The sequence below is a fragment of the Sorangium sp. So ce426 genome, assembly GCF_051475585.1.
Lineage (GTDB): Bacteria > Myxococcota_A > Polyangia > Polyangiales > Polyangiaceae > Sorangium > Sorangium cellulosum_B.
Genome location: NZ_CP150341.1, coordinates 9,647,509 through 9,666,806, shown reverse-complemented (window position 1 = coordinate 9,666,806; position 19,298 = coordinate 9,647,509). Strand labels below are relative to the sequence as shown.

The window sequence follows — 19,298 nt, the reverse complement described above, 5'->3', positions numbered from 1 at the left end:
ACCGCTTGATACAGCGCACAGAAGGGCTCTACAACTGGTCCATGATCGGTATCCCCGGGTATACCCTGACAGGCATCATCCACGAATCCGCTGCGTCGACCGTGTACCGAGGATACCGCAACGAGGACCGGGCCCCTGTCGCGGTCAAGCGCCTCAGGAACGAGCGCCCAGCGCCGGCCGAGGTCGCGAGGCTTCGCTACGAGTACGCCATCGCCAAGGAGCTCGCGCTGCCCGGCGTGGTTCACGTCCTGGGCATCGTGAAGATCGGGGCGAGCCTGGCGCTCATCATGGAAGACGCCGGGGGCTGCACGCTCCATGAGCTCATCACGGCACGCTCCCTCACCCTCGAAGACGCGCTCCGGATCGCGGTATCCATCGCGAGCACGCTCGAATCCATTCATCGGGGCGGGGCCGTTCACATGGACATCAAGCCGCAGAACATCATCGTCGAACCGTCCACGTGGAACGCCAAGATCATGGACTTCGGCAGCGCCACCCGCCTCTCCCAGGAGGCGCAGCGGCCGAGGAGCCCCGCCGCCTTCGAGGGCACCCTGGCGTATATGTCGCCGGAGCAGACCGGGCGGATGAACCGCGTTATCGACCTGCGCACGGACCTCTACTCCCTGGGGGTCACCCTGTACGAGATGGTGACGGGCAAGCTCCCTTTCCCGACGAAGGACCTCCTGGAGCTCGTGCATTGCCACATCGCCAGGCTCCCGCCGCCGCCGGCGCGGGTCTCGCCCGACGTACCGCGCTCCGTCTCTGACATCATCATGAAGCTCCTGGCGAAGAGCCCCGATGATCGGTACCAGGGCGCCTACGGGCTCCGGATGGATCTCGCCGATTGCCTCACGCAGCTCGAGGCGGCGTCGGCGATCGAGCCGTTCGTGCTCGGGCGCCACGATTACGTGGACGCGCTCCGGATCCCGCAGAAGGCCTACGGCCGCGAGGCGGAGCTCGCGGTCCTCGAAGGCGCGTGGCGGCGCGTCAGCCAGGGCGCGAGCGAGCTGCTCCTCGTGTCCGGCCACGCCGGTATCGGCAAGTCGCTCCTCGTCGGCGAGATCCAGAAATCGATCGCGCAGGGCAAGGGGTACATCGTCGCTGGCAAGTTCGACCAGATCAACCGGACCGTCCCCTACGCGGCCGTGGCGCATGTCTTCCGGGAGCTCGTCCGAGCCCTCTTGACCGAGCCCGCCGAGGCGCTCGCGCTGTGGAAGGAGCGCATCGCGAACGCCGTCGGGCAGAACGGCCAGCACCTCGTCGACCTCATCCCCGAGCTCGAGCTCCTCCTCGGCCCCCAGCCCGGCGTCGAGCCGCTCGGACCGACCGAGGCGCAGGCTCGCTTCCACCTCGCGTTCCGGAAGTTCTGCAGCGCCATCCCCGCCCAGGAGCACCCCCTCGTCGTCTTCCTCGATGACCTGCAATGGGCGGATCCGGCCTCGCTCAAGCTGCTCGAGCAGCTCCTGATCGAGCCGGAGATCAAGCATTTCCTCGTGATCGGCGCGTATCGCCACAACGAGGTCGACGAGAGCCACCTGTTTTCGATCACCCTGGGGGAGCTGCGCAAGGCCGGGGTCGCCGTCGGCGACATCGACCTCAAGCCGCTCGAGCTCCCCGTCGTGACGCGGCTCCTCGCCGACACGCTCTCCTGCGATCCCGAGCGGGCCGAGCCGCTCGCGCGCCATGTGATGAGCAAGACGCACGGCAACCCGTTCTTCATGAACCAGTTCATGAGGGCGCTGCACGCCGAGAAGCTCGTCTCCTTCGATCCGGCCCGGCGCGAGTGGACCTGGGATCTGCCGCGCATCCAGCGGATGAAGGTCACGGACAACGTCGTCGACTTCATGGCGGGCAGGCTCCTGGAGCTCGACGGACGCGCGCAGCGCACCCTCACGCTCGCCGCGTGCATCGGCTATCGCTTCGACCTGAAGACGCTGGCGAGGGTGGCCGACAGGCCGCGCCGCGAGGTGGCAGGCGAGCTGTCGGCGGCGCTCCGCGAGGGGCTGATCCTCGCCGTCGGCGCCGACTCCAGGTTCTTCGACGCGGCCCTGGGCGGCGCGATGACCGGCGAGGCGGACGAGCCGGAGCTCGCGCTCGACGCCGCCTACCGGTTCTTGCACGACCGGGTCCAGCAAGCGGCCTATCGGCTCCTCGACGAGCCCCGCAAGCAGGAGATCCACCTCCAGATCGGGCGGCTCCTGCTCGCGGACAGCGACCCCGGCGGCATGGAGGGTGAGGTCTTCGAGGTCGCGACCCACATGAACCTCGGTATGCCGCGGATCACCGATCCGGAAGAGCGCGTCGCGCTGGCGCGCCTGAACCTCGAGGCGGGCAGGAGGGCGAAGGCCGGCGCGGCGTACGAGGCGGCCGCGAGCTACTTCGAGGCCGGCACGAGCGCGCTCGGCCCGGAGCGCTGGGACGAGCGGCACGAGCTCACCTTCGCGCTGACCACCGGGCTCGCGGAGTGCCTTTGCCTGACAGGCCGGTTCGACGCCGGCGAGCGGCTGTTCGACGTGCTCCTCGAACACGCGAGATCCCCGCTGGACGGCGCGCAGGTCCGCAACCTGCGCATGTCGTTCCACCTGATGCGCGGCGACCTCTCCGAGGTCGTGCGGTGCGGCCTCGAGGCGCTCGCGCTGCTCGGGGTCGACATCCCCGCGGCGGCCGAGGAGCAGCGCGCGCTGCTCGGCAGAGAGCTCGAGGCGATGCAGGCCCACCTCGCGAGCCGCCCGATCTCCGCTCTCCTGGGGCTGCCCACCGTCGCCGATAAAGAGAAGCTGACCATCCTCCGTCTCCTCGCCGACCTGACGCAGCCCGCCTCCGCGCTCGGGCTGCCGGTGCTCGGTCCGCTCACGCTCATCATGCAGATCAACCTCGCGGTGGAGTGCGGCACCTCGAGCACCACGGCGTACGCGTGCGTGCTCTATGCGGCGCTCCTGATCGACGGCGTCTTCGAGCCGAGGACCACCGGCGACCGGTACAAGGAAGCCTACCAGTTCGCCAGGGTCGGTATCGAGCTGAACGAGCGCATCCCCAACCAGCGCATCACGTGCATGCTCCTCATGACCTTCGCGTGCATTCTCCATTTCTTCGAGCCGCTCCGGGACACGGTGAAGCTCCTGGCCCGCTCCCGGCAGGCCGGCCTCGAGTCGGGCGATCTGGCGTACGCGTCGTACTGCTGCATTCACATGATCTCGGCGAGCCTGAGCCTCGGCGACGATCTCGGCGCGGTGGCCGGCGAGATCGAGCAGGATCTCGCGCTCATGCGGAAGACGAACGACAAGCTCACGACGCTCATCCTCACGTGCGCAAGGCAGGTCGTCGCGAACCTCACGGGGGGCACCGCCGGGACGCACACCCTGAGCGACGACACCTTCGACGAGGCCGCCTTCGCCAGCACGGTCTCGGTCCCGGAGCTCAGCTATGTGGCTGCGTGGTACCACACGCAAAAGGTCCAGCTGGCCTATCTCCACGGCGACCACGGCGCCGCGCGATCGCTCATGGCCGCCGCGGAGAAGATGACCGCCGGCTGCGTGAACAACTTCTGGGCGACCGAGCTCGTCTTCTATTCGTGCCTGATCCTCGCCGCCTCGTGCGACGGCGCGCCGGCCTCCGAGAAGGAGCGGCTCGTGGCGGCGCTGTCGGCGCACCGGGAGAAGCTCGCCCGCTGGGCCGAGCTCTGCCCCCGGAGCTACGCGCACAAGCATCTCCTCGCCGAGGCGGAGATCGCGCGCATCTCGGGCGGCGACCGGCACGCCGTGGCGCAGCTCTACGACAGGGCGATCGAGGGCGCCGAGGAGGCCGGGTTCACGCGCGACCAGGCGCTGGCGAGCGAGCTCGCCGGGAAGTTCCACCATGCGAACGGCCTCACCCGGAGCGCGCGCGCCCACCTGACCGACGCCCACCACGGTTACATGCAGTGGGGGGCGATCGCCAAGGCGGAGCGCCTGGCGGCCGAGGCGCCGCAGCTCGTGCAGAAGGTCGCGCTCACGTCGGCGCCGCCTGGCATGCTGGAGCACGCCCGGGCCGCGGTCCAGACCACCTCGACGACGAGGCTCAGCACCAGCGTGCTCGACGTCGAGGCGGTCATCCGGGCCGCTCAGGCGATCGCCGGCGAGGTCGTCCTCGAGAGCGTTGTCAGCCGGCTGCTCGACATCGCGATCCAGAACGCCGGCGCGAAGAAGGGGGTCCTCGTCCTGGAGCGCGATCATCAGCTGATGATCGAGGCGTCGATCACCGTGGATCCGAGCGCTGTGCGGGTCGGCCTGCTGCTCCCCGTCGAGGGCAGCGACGAGGTCCCCGCCTCGATCGTGCAGTACGTCGCGAGGACGATGCAGCCGGTGGTCCTCGCGGACGCGAGCCATGAGCCTCGCTTCGCCGCGGATGCGTACGTCGCCGCGCACAACCCGAGATCGATCCTCTGCCTGGCGATGGTGCACCAGGGGCGCGCGAACGGCGTTCTTTACCTGGAGAACGACACGGCGACCAACGTGTTCACGCCGGCCCGGCTGGAGCTCTCGAAGCTCCTCCTGGCGCAGGCGGCGACCGCGGTGGAGAACGCCGTGCTCTACGCGAACCTGCACAGGCGCACGGAGTCGCTGCGCCTCGCCGAGGAGCAGCTCAGGGTCGAGTTCTCGGCGCGGGAGCGGAGCGAGCACGCGCGCGCCGAGCTCCAGGAGGAGATCATCCGCGTGCAGAGCGCCCGCCTGGCGGAGCTCTCCACGCCCATCATCCCGATCACCGACCGGATCATGGTCATGCCGCTCATCGGGATGATGGACCGGCAGCGGGCGGAGCAGGTCCTCTTCACGGCGCTCCAGGGGGTCGAATCGAGCGGCGCCGAGGTCGTGATCATCGATATCACCGGCGTGAGGACGGTCGACGGCGACGTCGCGTGCACCCTGATGAACGCCGCCGTCGCCCTCCGGCTGCTCGGGGCGCAGGCGGTGATCACGGGCATCCGCCCGGACGTCGCCCAGACGCTCATTCGCTTGCAGATCGACCTCGGCGCGGTGGTCACGCAGGGGACGCTCCAGAGCGGCATCGCCTACGCCCTGCAGCGGGTGGGGGGCCGCGGCGCGCCCCTCGGAGCGCGCGCGCGGTGAGGAGCGGCCGGGGGGCGTGATAGCGCGTTGCCCCATCCAGGATCGATTTGGTGCCAAACCGGCGCGCTCGTGCGGATCCCCGGGATTTGGAGGGGCGTGACGGCGTATCGCATCGCCTCAGAAGGCATCGCCCCAACGTGCGCCCAACCGGCGAACCCGGGTGCCGGGGAGCTCGCGCCGGCCGACCCATCGCCTCGCCGTTGTTGGGCCGCCTTTGCGCGACTTCAACCTCCTACAAACTGCTTCTGCGCTTCCGCGATAAGTGCAGAGATATGCGCAGCATCCGTCGCTACACCTTTTGGATCCGGAGACGTTGGAACGCGACCACCGGACGTCGCATAGCGGTAGGTCGTCGCATAAGGCGTATACTTATGCAAAGGTGCCAGTTTGGTCTTCCGGGGCTCGGTCTCCGGGAGCTTGGCGACGAGGACATCGAGGTGATGATCGAGGCCAGGCTCAATGTTGTGGAAGAGGAGGAGCACGCGGATAAGTTTCTCGGCCGCCTGCTGGCAGTGGTAGGCCGCATAATGGTTGTCATGCGCGGCGAGGAGCTTCGCGGCCTTCGTATCCTCCTCCGTGAGGTGGAGGAGTGCCTTGAGCCTCTCCTTCTTCCGGTCCGTGCCGCGACTACGCTCGCCGCTCATAGATGCGCCTACCTCGATGATATGCTGCACGTGCGAGCGTGCCGACCTCGTCCTTATCCGCCTCGAAGTCTGATCTGGTGCAGGGGACGAGATCAGCCGGGACCCCCAGCCCGCACGTAAGCTCCCATGCCTTCATGAGATCCAGGGCCGAATCGGGCGCGTCATCGGAGAGCACCGCGAGCAGATCGTAGTCGCTGTCGGGGCGCGCACGCCCCTCGGCCCGGCTGCCAAAGAGCCAGATTTCTTCGGGCGCCAAGCGGGCGATGATCCGCTCAACCAAGGGCACGATCGGGCGGAGGTCGGTCGCGGCAGCAGGCTCACCGGCGCGAGGCAACGAACCCGTCGCCCCGGCGCGGCGTTTCTTGCTCTGCAACGTCCTCGGTGCCATCGGATTCCCCTCAGATGTGAGGCTCCTACCAGCTCGCCGCGCGCCACGCAACCGCCTGACAGCACAATGCGGGCCACGGCGCCGGTTCAGGGTCACTCGTCATCGGCGGCGTCGTCATCAGGACCAACGTTGGCCGGGATGGTCTCGCCCGCCTTCTTCAGCGCGGCGTACGTAGGCGGACTCTCGATGGCCGCGCCGAGCCTGCTCATGTCCTTCTCGAAGTAGGGGACATAGTGCTTCCGGATCGCATGGTAGCTCGATGGCGGCAACGGACGTTCGTTGACCTCGCGCAGTAGTTGGTTGACGCGCTCGTTGCTCATGCCACCCAGGATGCCGCCGTAGATGATGGCGCGATGGGCGGGTTGTCGTCGTTTTCCAGGCATGGTCTACCTTCCGGGTCTACGTGACATGACAGATGAGGCGCCACCGCGCATCGTGCGGTGATGCCTCGTCCGCCCAACGGCTGGGGGCTGTGCCGCCCGTGGGTGCGTGAAGCGCACCCACGGGTCGGTCACCAGCCCCTTGTTGGGCAGAGATGCCTCCCGTTTCATGGTAAATGGCCGGTCGGGGTGAACCCGCATTGCGAGTATGCGCGCAGAAGGCGAATGGTGTCATACCCATCCACCACGCAGTGTCGTCGCAGGCGGGCAATTTGGTTCGCGAGAACGCGCAGAAATTCACGCACCGGCAGGGTTACCTCGTCGCAGTGCTGTAGTACGAGCAGTTCTGCCGGCTCGGTGGAAAGTCGAAGAAGTTGATCGCCGTTCTTGCCGAGGTGGGCGAGCGTCATAGGTCCAGGCTTAGACGGGCCCTTGAACATGAATGCCGCACTTCGGCGCGCTCCACGTATGATGACGTGCGCAGAGTACAGGTCACTCTTTTTCCCACCCCAGTCCTTCGGAACCGTCGGCTCGTCGAGGATCTTCCCAAAGGCGGCCTTTACTTCAGCTTCTGGAACGGCAGCCAGCGCGCTCAAGGCAGTTTGTGGCGGCCGGGGTTCACGCCGCACAAGACTGAACGAATCAATCGTATCCACGTGCTCTTCGAGGATTACAGGCAAGATGTCGAGCCCGAGAGGAGAGGTGCACGCATCGATCGCGGATGCGACCACGCACGGGAGAATAGTTACAGTAGTATCATTGACCGATCCGACGAAGCCGGCAACAAAAAGATACGTATCGCGTCGATGGAAATGTGAATATGCAGAGTCCGCAGTAAAGCGCGCGGGGTCGATCGGTACCTCGACGACGTATTCGCCCGTGCCGCGAAGGCGGAGCGAGGTATAGAGAATGGGAGGTCTCGTGGTATGTCGCCGCCGCATTGCCGCCTGGTTCAGCCCACGGGAGCGGAAGCGCTGATAAATGGTACAGGCCGCGCCCGCGGTTACAGACCTGCTCAACTATCAGTCGATTGGCCAACCGAAGCCGCCGGACAAGGTCTGTCTAGCCCGCCGCCCACCGTGATCCACCCCACGAAACCTCTCACGGATCGGCTCTGCGCCGCAAGGCCCAAAGGCTGTCCAGCGCCATAAGGTAGATCCGTCCAACACCGGCGGCAGTCGCCGCTTTCCGGGGGGCCGGGGGGCGGCGGACGCGCAGCCGGAGGCGTCGCGCATGGGTGACGCGGCGTGGGCCGCCTCATCGGAAGGTTGCCGGACACATACCGAGCCGGGCGGCTCGGCAAGACCTCCTGCCGAACTCGGGACGAGCCCAGGCAACGCGGTACAGCTCAGTGCGACGGCGGCCCGCTCTCGGGCCCGCTCTCCGCGCCGAGCGGCCTGGCCCTCGACCTCCGGAGCGCCCGCCCCTCCAGCGGGTCGGCGAGCGCGGGCCTCACCGTGGCCGCGATGCGCTGCTGGATCGCGCGGGCGACGTGCGCGACGTGGGGCGGATCCATCATCGTGAAATGGTTGCCAGGCACCACCTGGAGCGCAAACTCCCCTCGCGCGAGGTCCATCCAGGCATGGACGGCGACCGCGTCTTCCGGGCTGATCTGCTCCCGCGCGCGCAGGAACAGGACGCTGGCGTCCGTCGGCTGCGGCGCGTAGCTCGTGAGCGCCTGCCACGTGCCCGTGACCTCGGCGCGGAGCCGCGCGTCGTCCTCCATGGCCGCCATGAAGCCGCGGTATCTCGGCGACGCGATCGCCTGGATCTTCGCCATCTCGTGGGCCAGGGCGCTCGCCGGAGAGCGGTCGCTCGCTCCCTGCACGCCGCCCGTGTCCAGCAGCAGCAGCAAAGGCACCTTGCGCCCCTGCGCGAGCAGCTGCTGCGCCATCTCGTACGCGACGACGCCGCCCGCCGAATGCCCGCCCAGGAGATACGGCCCCTCGGGGCGAACGCTCAGGATCTCCTCCACGTACCGGGCGGCGATCGCGGGGACGGACATTGCGCTCGCGAAACCCGGCTCGCTCGGATCCGCCCCGGTGGGTTGAATCCCGTGGACGGGCTGCTCGCTGCCCAGGCGCTGCACCAGGGGGCGATAGAGGTGGACCGTGCCGCCGAGCGGCGGGATCAGGAACAGCGGCGTGGCGTCCGGCGCCCCCGCCTGCAGCGAGACGAGGAGCTGTCCGGCAGCGCGCCTCGCCGTGAGGACCGCCGCGCTCCCGCTCCGCTGCGTCATCGCGGGGCTCAGGGGCGCCTGCGAGCTCGGAGGCAGCGCTTCCCGGACGCGCTCGGTGAGCACCGCGACCGAGGGAGGACCGGAGGACGCCGGCGGATTCCAGATCTTCGGCGGCAGGGATCGCACCGTGGCCGGGCCCACGGTGCAGCGGGTGTCGAGCACGTGAGCGACGCGCTCGAACGGGTACGTGGGGAGCGGCACGCGCCTCCGGCGCTCGTCCCGGGAGAACGCGGCCCAGTCCACGTCGACGCCGGCGCACCAGAGCCGGCCCACCGCGGCGAGCAACACCTCGAGGTCGCCGGCGCCCTCGCCAGGGCCCGCCAGGGTGGTCGCCACCCGTCGCTCCGCGTCCGGGTGCCGCGACGCCACGGAGGCCAGGGTGGAGCCGGGCCCGACCTCGAGGAGGGCGCGGTCGGCCGACGCGAGCAGCGCGGTGATGCGATCGTCGAGTTCAGCGGAGCTCGTGGCCTCCTCCTCCGCGCGCCCGCGCAGCGCGACCCGCGCGACCGCGTCGTCGAGCGAGAGCGCGCCGCCGACGCACGCGGCGGCGACCTCGCCCACGCCATGCCCGAACAGCGCGGCCGGGCGGATCCCCCACGACATCAGGAGCTGCGCCAGGGCGACCTCGGTCGAGAAGAGGGCGGCCGCGGCCGCGCTGAAGCGCGGAGCGCCGATCTCCGCGTCGCGGCGGGCGCGCCCCTGCGCCTCGGGAAAGAGCCAGTCGCGGAGGTCCACCGACAGCTCGCGGCGGAAGAGCTCGGCGCATTCGTCGATGCTCTCGCGGTAGGCGCGCTCGTGCAGGTAGAGCTCGCGCCCCATGCCGGCATGCGCCGCGCCCGCGCCGGGGAACATGAAGACGACCTCCGGCGGCCGCTTGCCGGCGACCTGCGTGAAGACGCGGGCGGGGTCGCGTCGATCGAGGCAGGCCGCGCCCGAGGCCGGATCCGCGCACACCACCGCGCGGCGGTGCGCGAAGGGCACCCTGCCGCGCTGCAGCGTGAACGCGACGTCGGCGAGCGAGCTCTCCGGCGCGCGCCGCAGGTGCTCGGCCAGCCGATCGGTGCTCCTCTCGAGCGCGGCGTGCGTCTTCGCGGAGACGACGAGCAGCTGGCAGCGCCTGGACGGGCCGGACGGCGCCCTCTCCGGCGCCTCCTCGAGAACGGCGTGCGCGTTCGTGCCGCCGATGCCGAAGGCGCTCACCGCGGCGCGGCGCGGGGCTCCGCCGCGCTTCCACGCGCGCGGCGCGGCGTTGACGAAGAACGGGCTGCTCGCGAGCTCGATCTCGGGGCTCGGCCGGCGGAAATGGAGCGTCCCGGGGATGAGCTCGCGCTCCAGCGAGAGCGCCGCCTTGATGAGGCCGGTCACCCCGTTCGCCGCGCGGAGGTGGCCGAGGTTGCTCTTCACCGAGCCGAGCGCGCAGAAGCCGACCTTATCGGTCGCCTTCCGGAACACCCGCGCCAGCGCGGCCACCTCGATCGAATCGCCGAGCCGCGTGCCCGCGCCGTGCGCCTCCACGTACGTGATGCTCTCCGGGCTCACGCCGGCGGCGGCGTGGGCCCGCGCGAGGGTCTCGATCTGCCCCTCCAGGCTCGGCGCCGTGTAACCCACCTTGAGCGCGCCGTCGTTGGTGACGGCGGAGCCGCGGATCACGGCGTGGATCGTGTCGCCGTCGTCCAGCGCGTCCTTCAGCCGCTTGAGGACGACGAGGCCGACACCGCTGCTCGCCACGATGCCGCTCGGCTCGGCGTCGAAGGGCCGGCAATGGCCGTCGGGCGAGGTGACCCGGCCTTCCTCGTAGAGATAGCCGATCCGTTTCGGCGTGAGGATGCCGACGCCTCCCGCGAGGACCATGTCGCTCTCCCTGGTGAGGAGGCTCTGGCAGCCGAGGTGCACGGCGACGAGCGACGTCGAACAGGCCGTCATGACGCTCACCGCGGGCCCCCGGAGCCCCAGCTTGTAGGCCACGCGCGTGGTCAGGGAGTCGGTCACGTTCCCGGTATAGATCCGGTGGTGCTCCGAGTTCGGCGCGGCCGGAAGCGGCCCGACCTGCTCGATCCAGTAGCTCGGCGCGTCGCTCCCGGCGAACACGCCGATCGGCTTCGGGTAGGCGAGCGGGTCGTAGCCGGCGCTCTCCATCGCTTCCCAGGCGCATTCGAGGAAGACGCGCTGCTGCGGGTCCATGAGCACGGCGTCCTGCGCGCTGTAGCCGAAGAACGCGGCGTCGAAGCACATGGCGTCCTCGACCACGCCGGCCGCAGGGATGAACCCGGGCGACCGGTAGAGCTCCGACTCCACGCCGAGCGCCTTCAGCTCCTCGGGTGAAAGGAAGGAGATCCCCTCGCCCCCGCCCTCGAGCATCGACCACAGCGCGTCGACGCTGCGCGCCTTCGGGAAGCGACCCGCCATTCCGATGATGGCGATGGCGTTCTCGGGGAGCGCCTCCCGCGCGGGCGCTTCGGTCGCGGAAGCCGCGGCGCCGCGCCCGCGCCCGGAGGCCGCGCTCTCTCCCGGGGCGGCCGCCCGAGAGCCCCTCTTCAGACGTGCAGAGAGGCTGCGGATCGTCGGGTACTGGAACAGCTCCATGAGGGGCACGTCCTCGCCGAGCCGCGCCCGGATCCCCGCGCGGACCCGGGCGAGGAGCAGCGAGTGACCGCCGATCTCGAAGAAAGGATCGTCGAGGCCGACCTCGTCGGCGCCGAGCACCTGGCGCCAGATCTCGGAGACGATCACCTCGATGTTCGAGGCGGGCGCGGGCGGCTCCGCCCGCGGCTCGGGTCTCGCGCGATCGTCGGCCGGGAGGGCCGCGATATCGACCTTCCCGTTCGCCGTGAGCGGCAGCCCGTCGAGCTTCACGAAGGCGGCCGGAACCATGTAATCGGGGAGCTTCGCCGCGGCGAGCTCGCGCAGGCCTTCAGGCATGACGCGCGCCTTCTGCCTCCGGAGAGGGCTGTTCGCGAGCGACAGGGTCGGCGAGATCTCCCCGGGCCGCGCCTGGACCCAGACGCGCGGCCGCGGCGCGCCGCCGCCGCCCTCCGAGCGTTCGACCGAGCGTTCGACCGTACGCTCGAAGAGCACGTCCATGCAGCCTGGGCCCGAGGTCCTCGACGCGGTGATCCGGACCGAGCAGCCGAGGCGCGCGCCGAGCGCCCACAGCGCCTCCGGCTCGATCGCGGCCGCCGCGCTCCGAGCAGCGATAGCGGCGCGGTCCAGCTCGGCGTCGCCCCCTTCCCGCAGCCGGCTCGCGGCGACCACGTCGGCGACCACGCGCGCGTTCGGGATCCCCAGGACCAAGAGCGCGCCGGAGCCCGCCTCGCGCAGCGCTCGCTCGACGCCCGCGAGGCCCTCCGAGGGCGCCCAGTCCAGGGATCGGCCGATGGCGATGGGCTCGGGCGCCACGCCCACGTGCAGGACCACGTCATAGCGAAAGCGCGTCATCTCGTCGGCGCCCGAACCCCGCTTGAGCCAGCACTCCACGTGCTCCACGCCCGGGACCTGGCCGGGCAGCGCGTGAAAGAACTCGGGCGCGAGGACGAGCTCTTCCTCGCCGAGGGCCGCCCGCCGCACCCGGGCAACGAGCTCGGCCGAGGTCACGCTCGCGGGCGCGCGGTGAAGCTGCACCGAGGTGTGAAACGCCTCGAGCAGGGGAAGGCTCCTGATGTCGCCAAGGAACACGACGCCGCCGGGCGCCGCCGCGCGCACGGCGCCCTCGATCACCGCGCGCAGGTAATCGGCGCTGGGGAAATACTGGACGATCGAGTTCAGGACGATCACGTCGAAGCTGCCCGGCTCGACACCGCCGAAGTCGTTCGCCTCCCGGCGCTGCAGCGACACATGCGAGAGCGTGCCGCGCGTGAGCTCGGGGCGGAGCAGCGAGATCGCCTTCTCCGAGAAATCGGTCCCCAGGTACGCGGCGCACTGCGGGGCCAGCTGCAGGAGCAGGAGCCCCGTCCCACAGCCGATCTCCCATGCCCGGCGCGGCTGGAACGAGAGGATCCGCTCGACCGTGTGATCCCGCCATGCGCGCATCGCTCCGGCGTCGATGGGCTCTCCGGTGTAGCTGCTGTTCCAGCCCGTGATGTTGAAGTCCGGATCCACGCCGGCGCCGGCCTTCCCGTAGGTGCCGTCGTACAGCGCCTGCCACGCCGAGACGTGCTCCTCTTGCAGGGCCGGGGCCTGATCCGCGGCGCCGCCCTCATCGAGGCGAGGGATGACGTAGGCGACGAGCCGCTTGTTGCCCGGCGCATCTTCCCGCGCCACAACGACGGCCTCTTCCACGGCGGGGTGCTCTCGCAGCACGGCCTCGATCTCGCCGAGCTCGATACGGTAGCCGCGGATCTTCACCTGGTTGTCGACCCGCCCCAGGAACTCGATGTTTCCGTCAGCGAGCCACCGGGCGCGATCGCCGGTGCGGTACATGCGCGCGCCCGGCTCGTCCGCGAATCGGTCGGGGAGGAACCTCGCTTCGTCGAGCTCGGGCCGGTTCAGGTACCCGCGGGCGACGCCGGCGCCTCCCAGGTAAAGCTCGCCGGGGACGCCCACCGGCACGAGCTCGCCGCGCGGATCGAGGAGGTAAACCCGCATGTTGTCGATGGGGCGGCCGATCGACGGGTCGAGGGTCGCAGCCCCGCCGCTCGGCCGCGCCCTCGGCACGACACAGGCGGTCGCGACGACGGTCCCCTCGGTCGGACCGTAGTTGTTCACGACCTCGAAGGGGAGCCCCGCGCCTGGCCAGACGCGGAGCTTGTCTCCTCCGGTGAGCAGGCACCGGAGCGCGGCGGAAGCAGGCCAGTCGAGGCGCAGGAGCTCCTCGGCCACCGGCGTCGGCAAGAACGAGACGGTGATCCCTCGCGCGAGGAGCCACGCCTTCAGCTCGTCCGGGGAGCGGCGGAGCGGCTCCCCGGGGATGAACAGGCACGCTCCCGCGCACAGGTACGGCCAGAGCTCCCATACCGACGCGTCGAAGCCAGGGCTCGCGACGAGGGTCGCGCGATCCGCGGAGGTGACGGCGAAGCGCCGCACGTGCCACGCGACCAGGTTCATGAGGCTCCGGTGCTCCACGAGCACGCCCTTCGGGCGGCCGGTCGAGCCCGACGTGTAGATGGCATAGGCCAGATCCCGGGGGCCCGCGCACACCGGAGGGGGCGAGTCGTCGCGCGCCGCCATCTCCGGCCAGTCGGCGTCGACGCGGATCACCGCGCCCGCGAACGGCGGGAGGCGATCGGCGATGTGCTCCTGCGTGAGGAGCACCGGCGCCCCGGAGTCCTCGAGGAGGAACGCCAGCCGCTCTCTCGCGATCTCCGCGTCCACAGGGAGATACGCCGCGCCCGCCTTGAGGACCCCGAGGATCCCGACCACCATCTCCAGCGAGCGCTCCGCGCAGATCGCGACCAGGGTATCGGGCGCGACGCCCAGCTCGAGAAGGCGGCGCGCGAGCTGGTTCGCCCGGCGATCGAGCTCCCCGTACGTGAGCGAGCCGCGATCGGAAACGACAGCGGCGGCGTGCGGCGCGCGCGCCGCCTGCTCCTCGAACAGACCCAGGACGCAAAGGTCGCGAGGGAAATCGGCGCCGGTGTCGTTCCAGTCGACCAGCAGCCGGCGCCGTTCGCGCTCCGGGAGCAGCGGCATCGACGAGACGGAGCGCGCGGGGTCCGAGGTCGCGGCGGCGATGAGCGTGAAGAGGTGGCTCAACATCCGCTCCATCGTCGCCCGCTCGAAGAGGTCGGTGCTGTACTCCAGCATCCCGGCGACGCCGCCGGCGCTCTCCCAGGCATAGAGCGAGACGTCGAAGATCGTCTTCCTCGTGTCCGTGGCGATGGCGCGCGCCTCGATCCCGCCGAGGTGGAGCTCGCGCTCCGCGGGCGGCTGCGGCGCGAACACGATCTGCACGAGCGGGCTGTAGCTCGGGTCGCGCTCCGGCTGGAGCTCCTGGACGAGCCGCTCGAACGGGAGCCCGTCGTGCGCGTAGGCGTCCAGGCACACGCCCCTCACGCGGCGGAGCAGCTCCTCGAACGACGGCCCGCCGGAGACGTCGATCCGGATGGGGACCACGTTGACGAAGAAGCCGATCGCCGCCTCCAGATCGGCGTGATCCCGGCCCGCGCTCGGCAGGCCGACAAGGAGGTCGTCGCGTTGCGTGGTGCGGTGGAGCAGGACGGCGAACACGGCCAGGAGGACCATGTTCACGGTCACGTCGTATCGCGCGCCGAGGTCCCGGACCGCCCTTCCGACCTCCGGATCGAGCTGGAACGGGAGGGTCGCGCCGCGGAAGGTCTGGACCGCCGGCCGGACGTGATCGCTCGGCAGCTCGAGCAAGGGCGGCACGTCGAGGAGCCTCTTCTTCCAGCCGGCGAGCAGCTCCGACAGGACCTCTTCGGTCATCTGCTCGCGCTGCCACGAGGCGAAATCGGCGTACTGGAGCGGCGCGTCCGGCAGCGCCGCCGGAGCCCCCCGGCAGAAGGCATCGTAGAGCGCCGCGATCTCACGGTAAGCGACCTCGAGCGACCAACCGTCGACGGCGATGTGGTGAATGTGCAACCAGAGCACGTGATCCCGGGGCCCGAGCCGGAGCAGCCCTGCGCGGAAGACGGGGCCGCGCTTCAGATCGAAGATCCTCTGGGCTTCCGACGAGAGGTGCTGCTCCGCCTGGGCCTCGCGCTCCTCCCCGGAGAGGTGCTGGAGATCCGCGACCTCGAGCCGGAAGGCGGCGTCCTCGGCGACGATCTGGACGGGCTGGCCGTCGAGCTCCGTATAGACCGTGCGCAGGATCTCGTGTCTGCGGACGAGCTCACGGAGGCTCCTGTCGAGCGCAGGGACGTGGAGGTCTCCGGCGAGGCGGAAGGGACAGAAGCAATTGTAGGCCCTGCTCTCCGGCGCGAGCCGGTGGAGGAACCACATGCGCTCCTGCGCGAACGACAGGGGGATCGCTCCCGTTCGGGCGCCTCTCGGAATGGCCTGATCGCCCCGAGCCGCGGCGCCCTCCTCTCCGCTGATCAGCGCCGCGAGCGCGGCGATGGTCGGGTGGGCGAAGAGCTGCTGGAAGGTGACGTCGATCCCGAAGGCACCGCGCAAGCGGGAAAACAGCCGGAGCGCGTGCAGCGAGTCGCCGCCGAGCGCGAAGAAGCTGTCGTGCACGCCGGCGTGATCGACGCGCAGGAGCTCCTTCCAGAGCTGCGCCAGCTCCTCTTCCAGCTCGGAGCGCGGCCCGAGGAGCGCGCGGCGGAGCTCCGGACGAGCGCCGCTCGGCGCGGGCAGCGCCTTGCGGTCGAGCTTCCCGTTCGGCGTGGTGGGGAACGACGCGAGCAGCACGATCGCGGAAGGGACCATGTAGCTCGGCAAATGGCTCTCGAGAAAGGCGAGGAGCGCCGGAGCCAGCGCGCGCTCGTCGCTCGCCGGGTCGCCCTGGCTCGTCCGGTGAGGGACCGCATAGGCGACGAGCGTCGTTTCCCCGGGCGTGTCTTCGCGCGGCACAACGACGGCCTCGCGTACCTCGGGGTGCTGGGCCAGCACCGACGCGATCTCGCCCACCTCGACGCGGTGGCCGCGGATCTTCGCCTGGTCGTCGACCCGACCGAGGTACTCGAGGTCTCCCGACGGGAGGTAGCTCGCGAGATCACCTGTCCTGTACAGGCGAGCGCCTGGGTCGTCGCTGAACGGGTGCTCGATGAACCGCTCCTGCGTGAGCTCGGGCCGGTGGAGGTAGCCGCGCGCGAGGCCCGCGCCGCCGACGTAGATCTCTCCGGGGACGCCGACCGGGACGAGCGCGCGGTTGCGATCGAGGAGGAGCACCTGCGTATCGGGGACCGCGCGGCCGATCCTGCTCGACCAGGGCCGCTCGAGATCGGACAGGCCGACAGGGCGGTAGGTGACGAACATGGTTGTCTCGGTGGGTCCGTAGAGGTTGAGGATCGCGGGCACCCTGTCGCCGTGGCGCTCCCACCACGGCTTCAGCGCGGTCACGTCGAGGGCCTCGCCGCCGCAGATCACGAGCCGGAGCGCGAGTCGCTCTCTGGCCTCCGGCTCGATCGTCTCCTCGGCGTGGACGAGCAGGCGGAACGCCGACGGCGTCTGGGTGAGCACCGTCACCCCCTCCTCGCCGAGGAGCCTGTAGAACAGCTGCGGCGCGTGGATCACCGGCCGCGGCACGACGACGAGGCGGCTGCCGTGGAGGAGCGCGCCCCAGATCTCGAAGACGGAGATGTCGAAGGCGAACGAATGGAACGTCGTCCACACGTCCTGATCGCCGAAGCGGAACCATCCGGCGGTGGTGTCGAACAGGCGAAGGACGTTGGCGTGGCTGACCATCACGCCCTTGGGCTTCCCGGTCGATCCCGAGGTGTAAATGATGTACGCGAGGTTCTCCGGACCCTCGTTCGGCGCGGGCGCTACCTTGTTTACCGGCTGCCGGTCGATCATGGCCTGATCCGCGTCGAGGCACACGACCCTCGCGCTCCCGCTCCGGAGCCGGGAGGTGAAGCGCTCCTCGGTGAGGATCACGGGGACGCCGGCATCTTCGAGCAGGAAGGCGAGCCGGTCCGCCGGATAAGAGGGATCGAGCGGGACGTAGGCGCCGCCGGACTTGAGGACGCCGAGCAGCGCCACGATCATCTCGAGCGATCGTTCCAGGCAGATGCCGATCGGGACCTCGGGCCCCGCGCCGCTCTCCCGGAGGAGGTGGGCTATCTGGTTGCTCCTTCGATCCAGCTCGGCATAGGTGAGACGCTGCCGCTCGAACACCACCGCCACCGCGGACGGGATGCGCCGGGCGTGCGCCTCGACCCGCTCGTGCACCCGATCGCGCGGCGCATCGAACACCTCGCCGCGGTTCCACGCGAGCAGCGTGCGGCGCTCCTCCTCGGTCAGGACCGGCAACTCCGAGACGCGCAGCTCCGGGTCGCCCGCCGCCCCGCGGAGCAGCACCGCCCAGTGCCCGAGCAGCCGCTCGACCGTCGCGCGCTCGAAGAGGTCCCGATTGTAATCGACGCGCGCGAAGAGGCCCGCGTCGTTCTCGTCGACACGGACGGCGAGCTCGAAGGCGACCTCGGTCGCCTCGAGCGGCACCTCCGTCAGTGTGAGCAGCGCGCCTCGCTTCGGCTCCAGCGTGCTCGGCGCGCTGGAGAAGATGACCTGGACGAGCGGTGCGCGGCTTGGATCCCGCGGCAGCGAGCGCTGCTCGACCAGAGACGTGAAGGAGAGATCCCCGTTCTCGCTCCCCTCCTGCAGCGAGCAGCGCACCTGGCGCAGGAGCGCGCGAAAGCTCGGATCCGCGCCCAGCCTGCCCCGTACGGTCACGAGATTGCCGAATGCCCCGATGAGGCCCTGGGTCTGCTCGCCTCGTCCGGACAGCGGAACGCCGATGAGGATGTCGTCCTGGCCGGTATGGCGGTGGAGCACGGCGTGCATTCCCGCGAGCAGGACCGCGGACAGCGCCACGTCCTCCTCCCGGGCCAGCGCGCGGAGCTCTCGCACGAGCTCCCGATCGAGCGCGCGCTCCACCGAACCTCCGGCGAAGGTCCGCACCGCGGGCCGCGGCCGATCCGTCCGGATCTCCAGCGCTTCGGGGGCTCCCGAGAGCTCGCGGCGCCAGCGCGCGAGCTGCTTGTCGAGGAGCTCGGCGGTCCTGTGCTCCCGCTGCCGCCGTGCGTGGTCCTGGTAGCTTATCGGCGGCGCCGGCAGCTCGACGCCATGATAGCCGTCGAATAGCTCTGAAAAGAACAGCGCCACGCTCGGTTTGCCATCCGAGAGGAGGGGATGCATGGCGAGCGCGATGAGGTGGCGCCCTGGATGCACCCGGATGAGGCTCACGCGCCAGAGGGGGCCGCGCTCAAGATCGAGGGGCCGAGCGATCTCCCGCCGAGCCATCGCAAGCGCGGCTCCATCCGAGGCCGGCTGCCCTTCGGCGCCGAGATCCACCTCGAGGAAGGTGATGTCCGCCCGCGGCGAGACGACCTGCACCGGCTGCCCCTCGTGCTCTGCAAAGGATGTCCTCAGGATCGCCTGACGCCTCGTGAGCTTCTCGATGGCATGGACCAGCCTGGGCACATCCAGCTCGCCGTCCAGCCACGCCGCGCCCCCTTCGTTCAAGCTCGGCGTGGCGTCTCGGCCCCGGGCGAGCACCCACGCACGTTCTTGCTCGAGAGAGAGCGGGGAACAGGAAATTTCGTTCATCGCGGATGACCTCCTTGTTGCTGATAGGGGTCGATTGCATCGATGCGCGTGGAGCAACCGCGCGCCGCGTCGGACGTTCGACGCGTGCACACCTGCGCGCACACCGTGCTTGCTGATCTGTCGTACGCTCTTCAGACATCAGGGCCGCCTGGTCACCTGGGCACGAGGAGCAGGCGCCAGGCTGGGCCAAAGCTTGTAAAATGCAGAAAAACGCTAAATCGATGTCGGCCGCATCGCGAGGGGCGCGGTGCACGCGCTACGCAGTATGAAGTATGGACACCACCACGCCAGTTTGTATTTGGGAGGATGCGGGTGCTGGCGATTGATGGACCTTGTCTGGATTCCGGGATCCCGACCTCGCGCCTGCTCTTGTGGGCC

General features: G+C 69.9%; 6 protein-coding genes. 1 reads left to right on the top strand and 5 read right to left on the bottom strand.

Annotation, left to right across the window (positions count from 1 at the left end):
* Positions 1 to 41: 41 nt before the first annotated feature.
* Positions 42 to 5,105: a protein kinase domain-containing protein gene (locus tag WMF44_RS36190; RefSeq protein ID WP_437294600.1), complete on the top strand. Its 5,064-nt coding sequence runs from the start codon at positions 42 to 44 to the stop codon at positions 5,103 to 5,105.
* Positions 5,106 to 5,329: 224 nt separating this feature from the next.
* Here the strand turns inward: WMF44_RS36190 and WMF44_RS36185 are convergent, their stop codons facing one another.
* The 5 genes from WMF44_RS36185 to WMF44_RS36165 form a co-directional block, all read right to left on the bottom strand.
* Positions 5,330 to 5,749, bottom strand: coding sequence for a HEPN domain-containing protein (locus tag WMF44_RS36185; protein ID WP_437294599.1), 420 nt, complete (start codon positions 5,747 to 5,749; stop codon positions 5,330 to 5,332).
* Entirely contained in the window at positions 5,733 to 6,137 is a 405-nt protein-coding gene (locus WMF44_RS36180; protein ID WP_437294598.1) for a nucleotidyltransferase domain-containing protein, read from the bottom strand. Before WMF44_RS36180 ends, WMF44_RS36185 begins: the two co-directional genes overlap by 17 nt.
* A 92-nt stretch (positions 6,138 to 6,229) precedes the next feature.
* The gene (locus WMF44_RS36175) at positions 6,230 to 6,520 is read right to left on the bottom strand and encodes a hypothetical protein (protein ID WP_437294597.1); all 291 of its coding nucleotides are present in this window, start codon (positions 6,518 to 6,520) and stop codon (positions 6,230 to 6,232) included.
* A 164-nt stretch (positions 6,521 to 6,684) separates the two neighbouring features.
* Complete coding sequence (locus WMF44_RS36170; protein ID WP_437294596.1) at positions 6,685 to 7,536, bottom strand: hypothetical protein; 852 nt, start codon at positions 7,534 to 7,536, stop codon at positions 6,685 to 6,687.
* A 329-nt stretch (positions 7,537 to 7,865) separates the two neighbouring features.
* A complete protein-coding gene (locus WMF44_RS36165) occupies positions 7,866 to 18,920 on the bottom strand; it encodes an amino acid adenylation domain-containing protein (protein ID WP_437294595.1) in 11,055 nt (3,684 codons plus the stop codon).
* Positions 18,921 to 19,298: the final 378 nt, after the last annotated feature.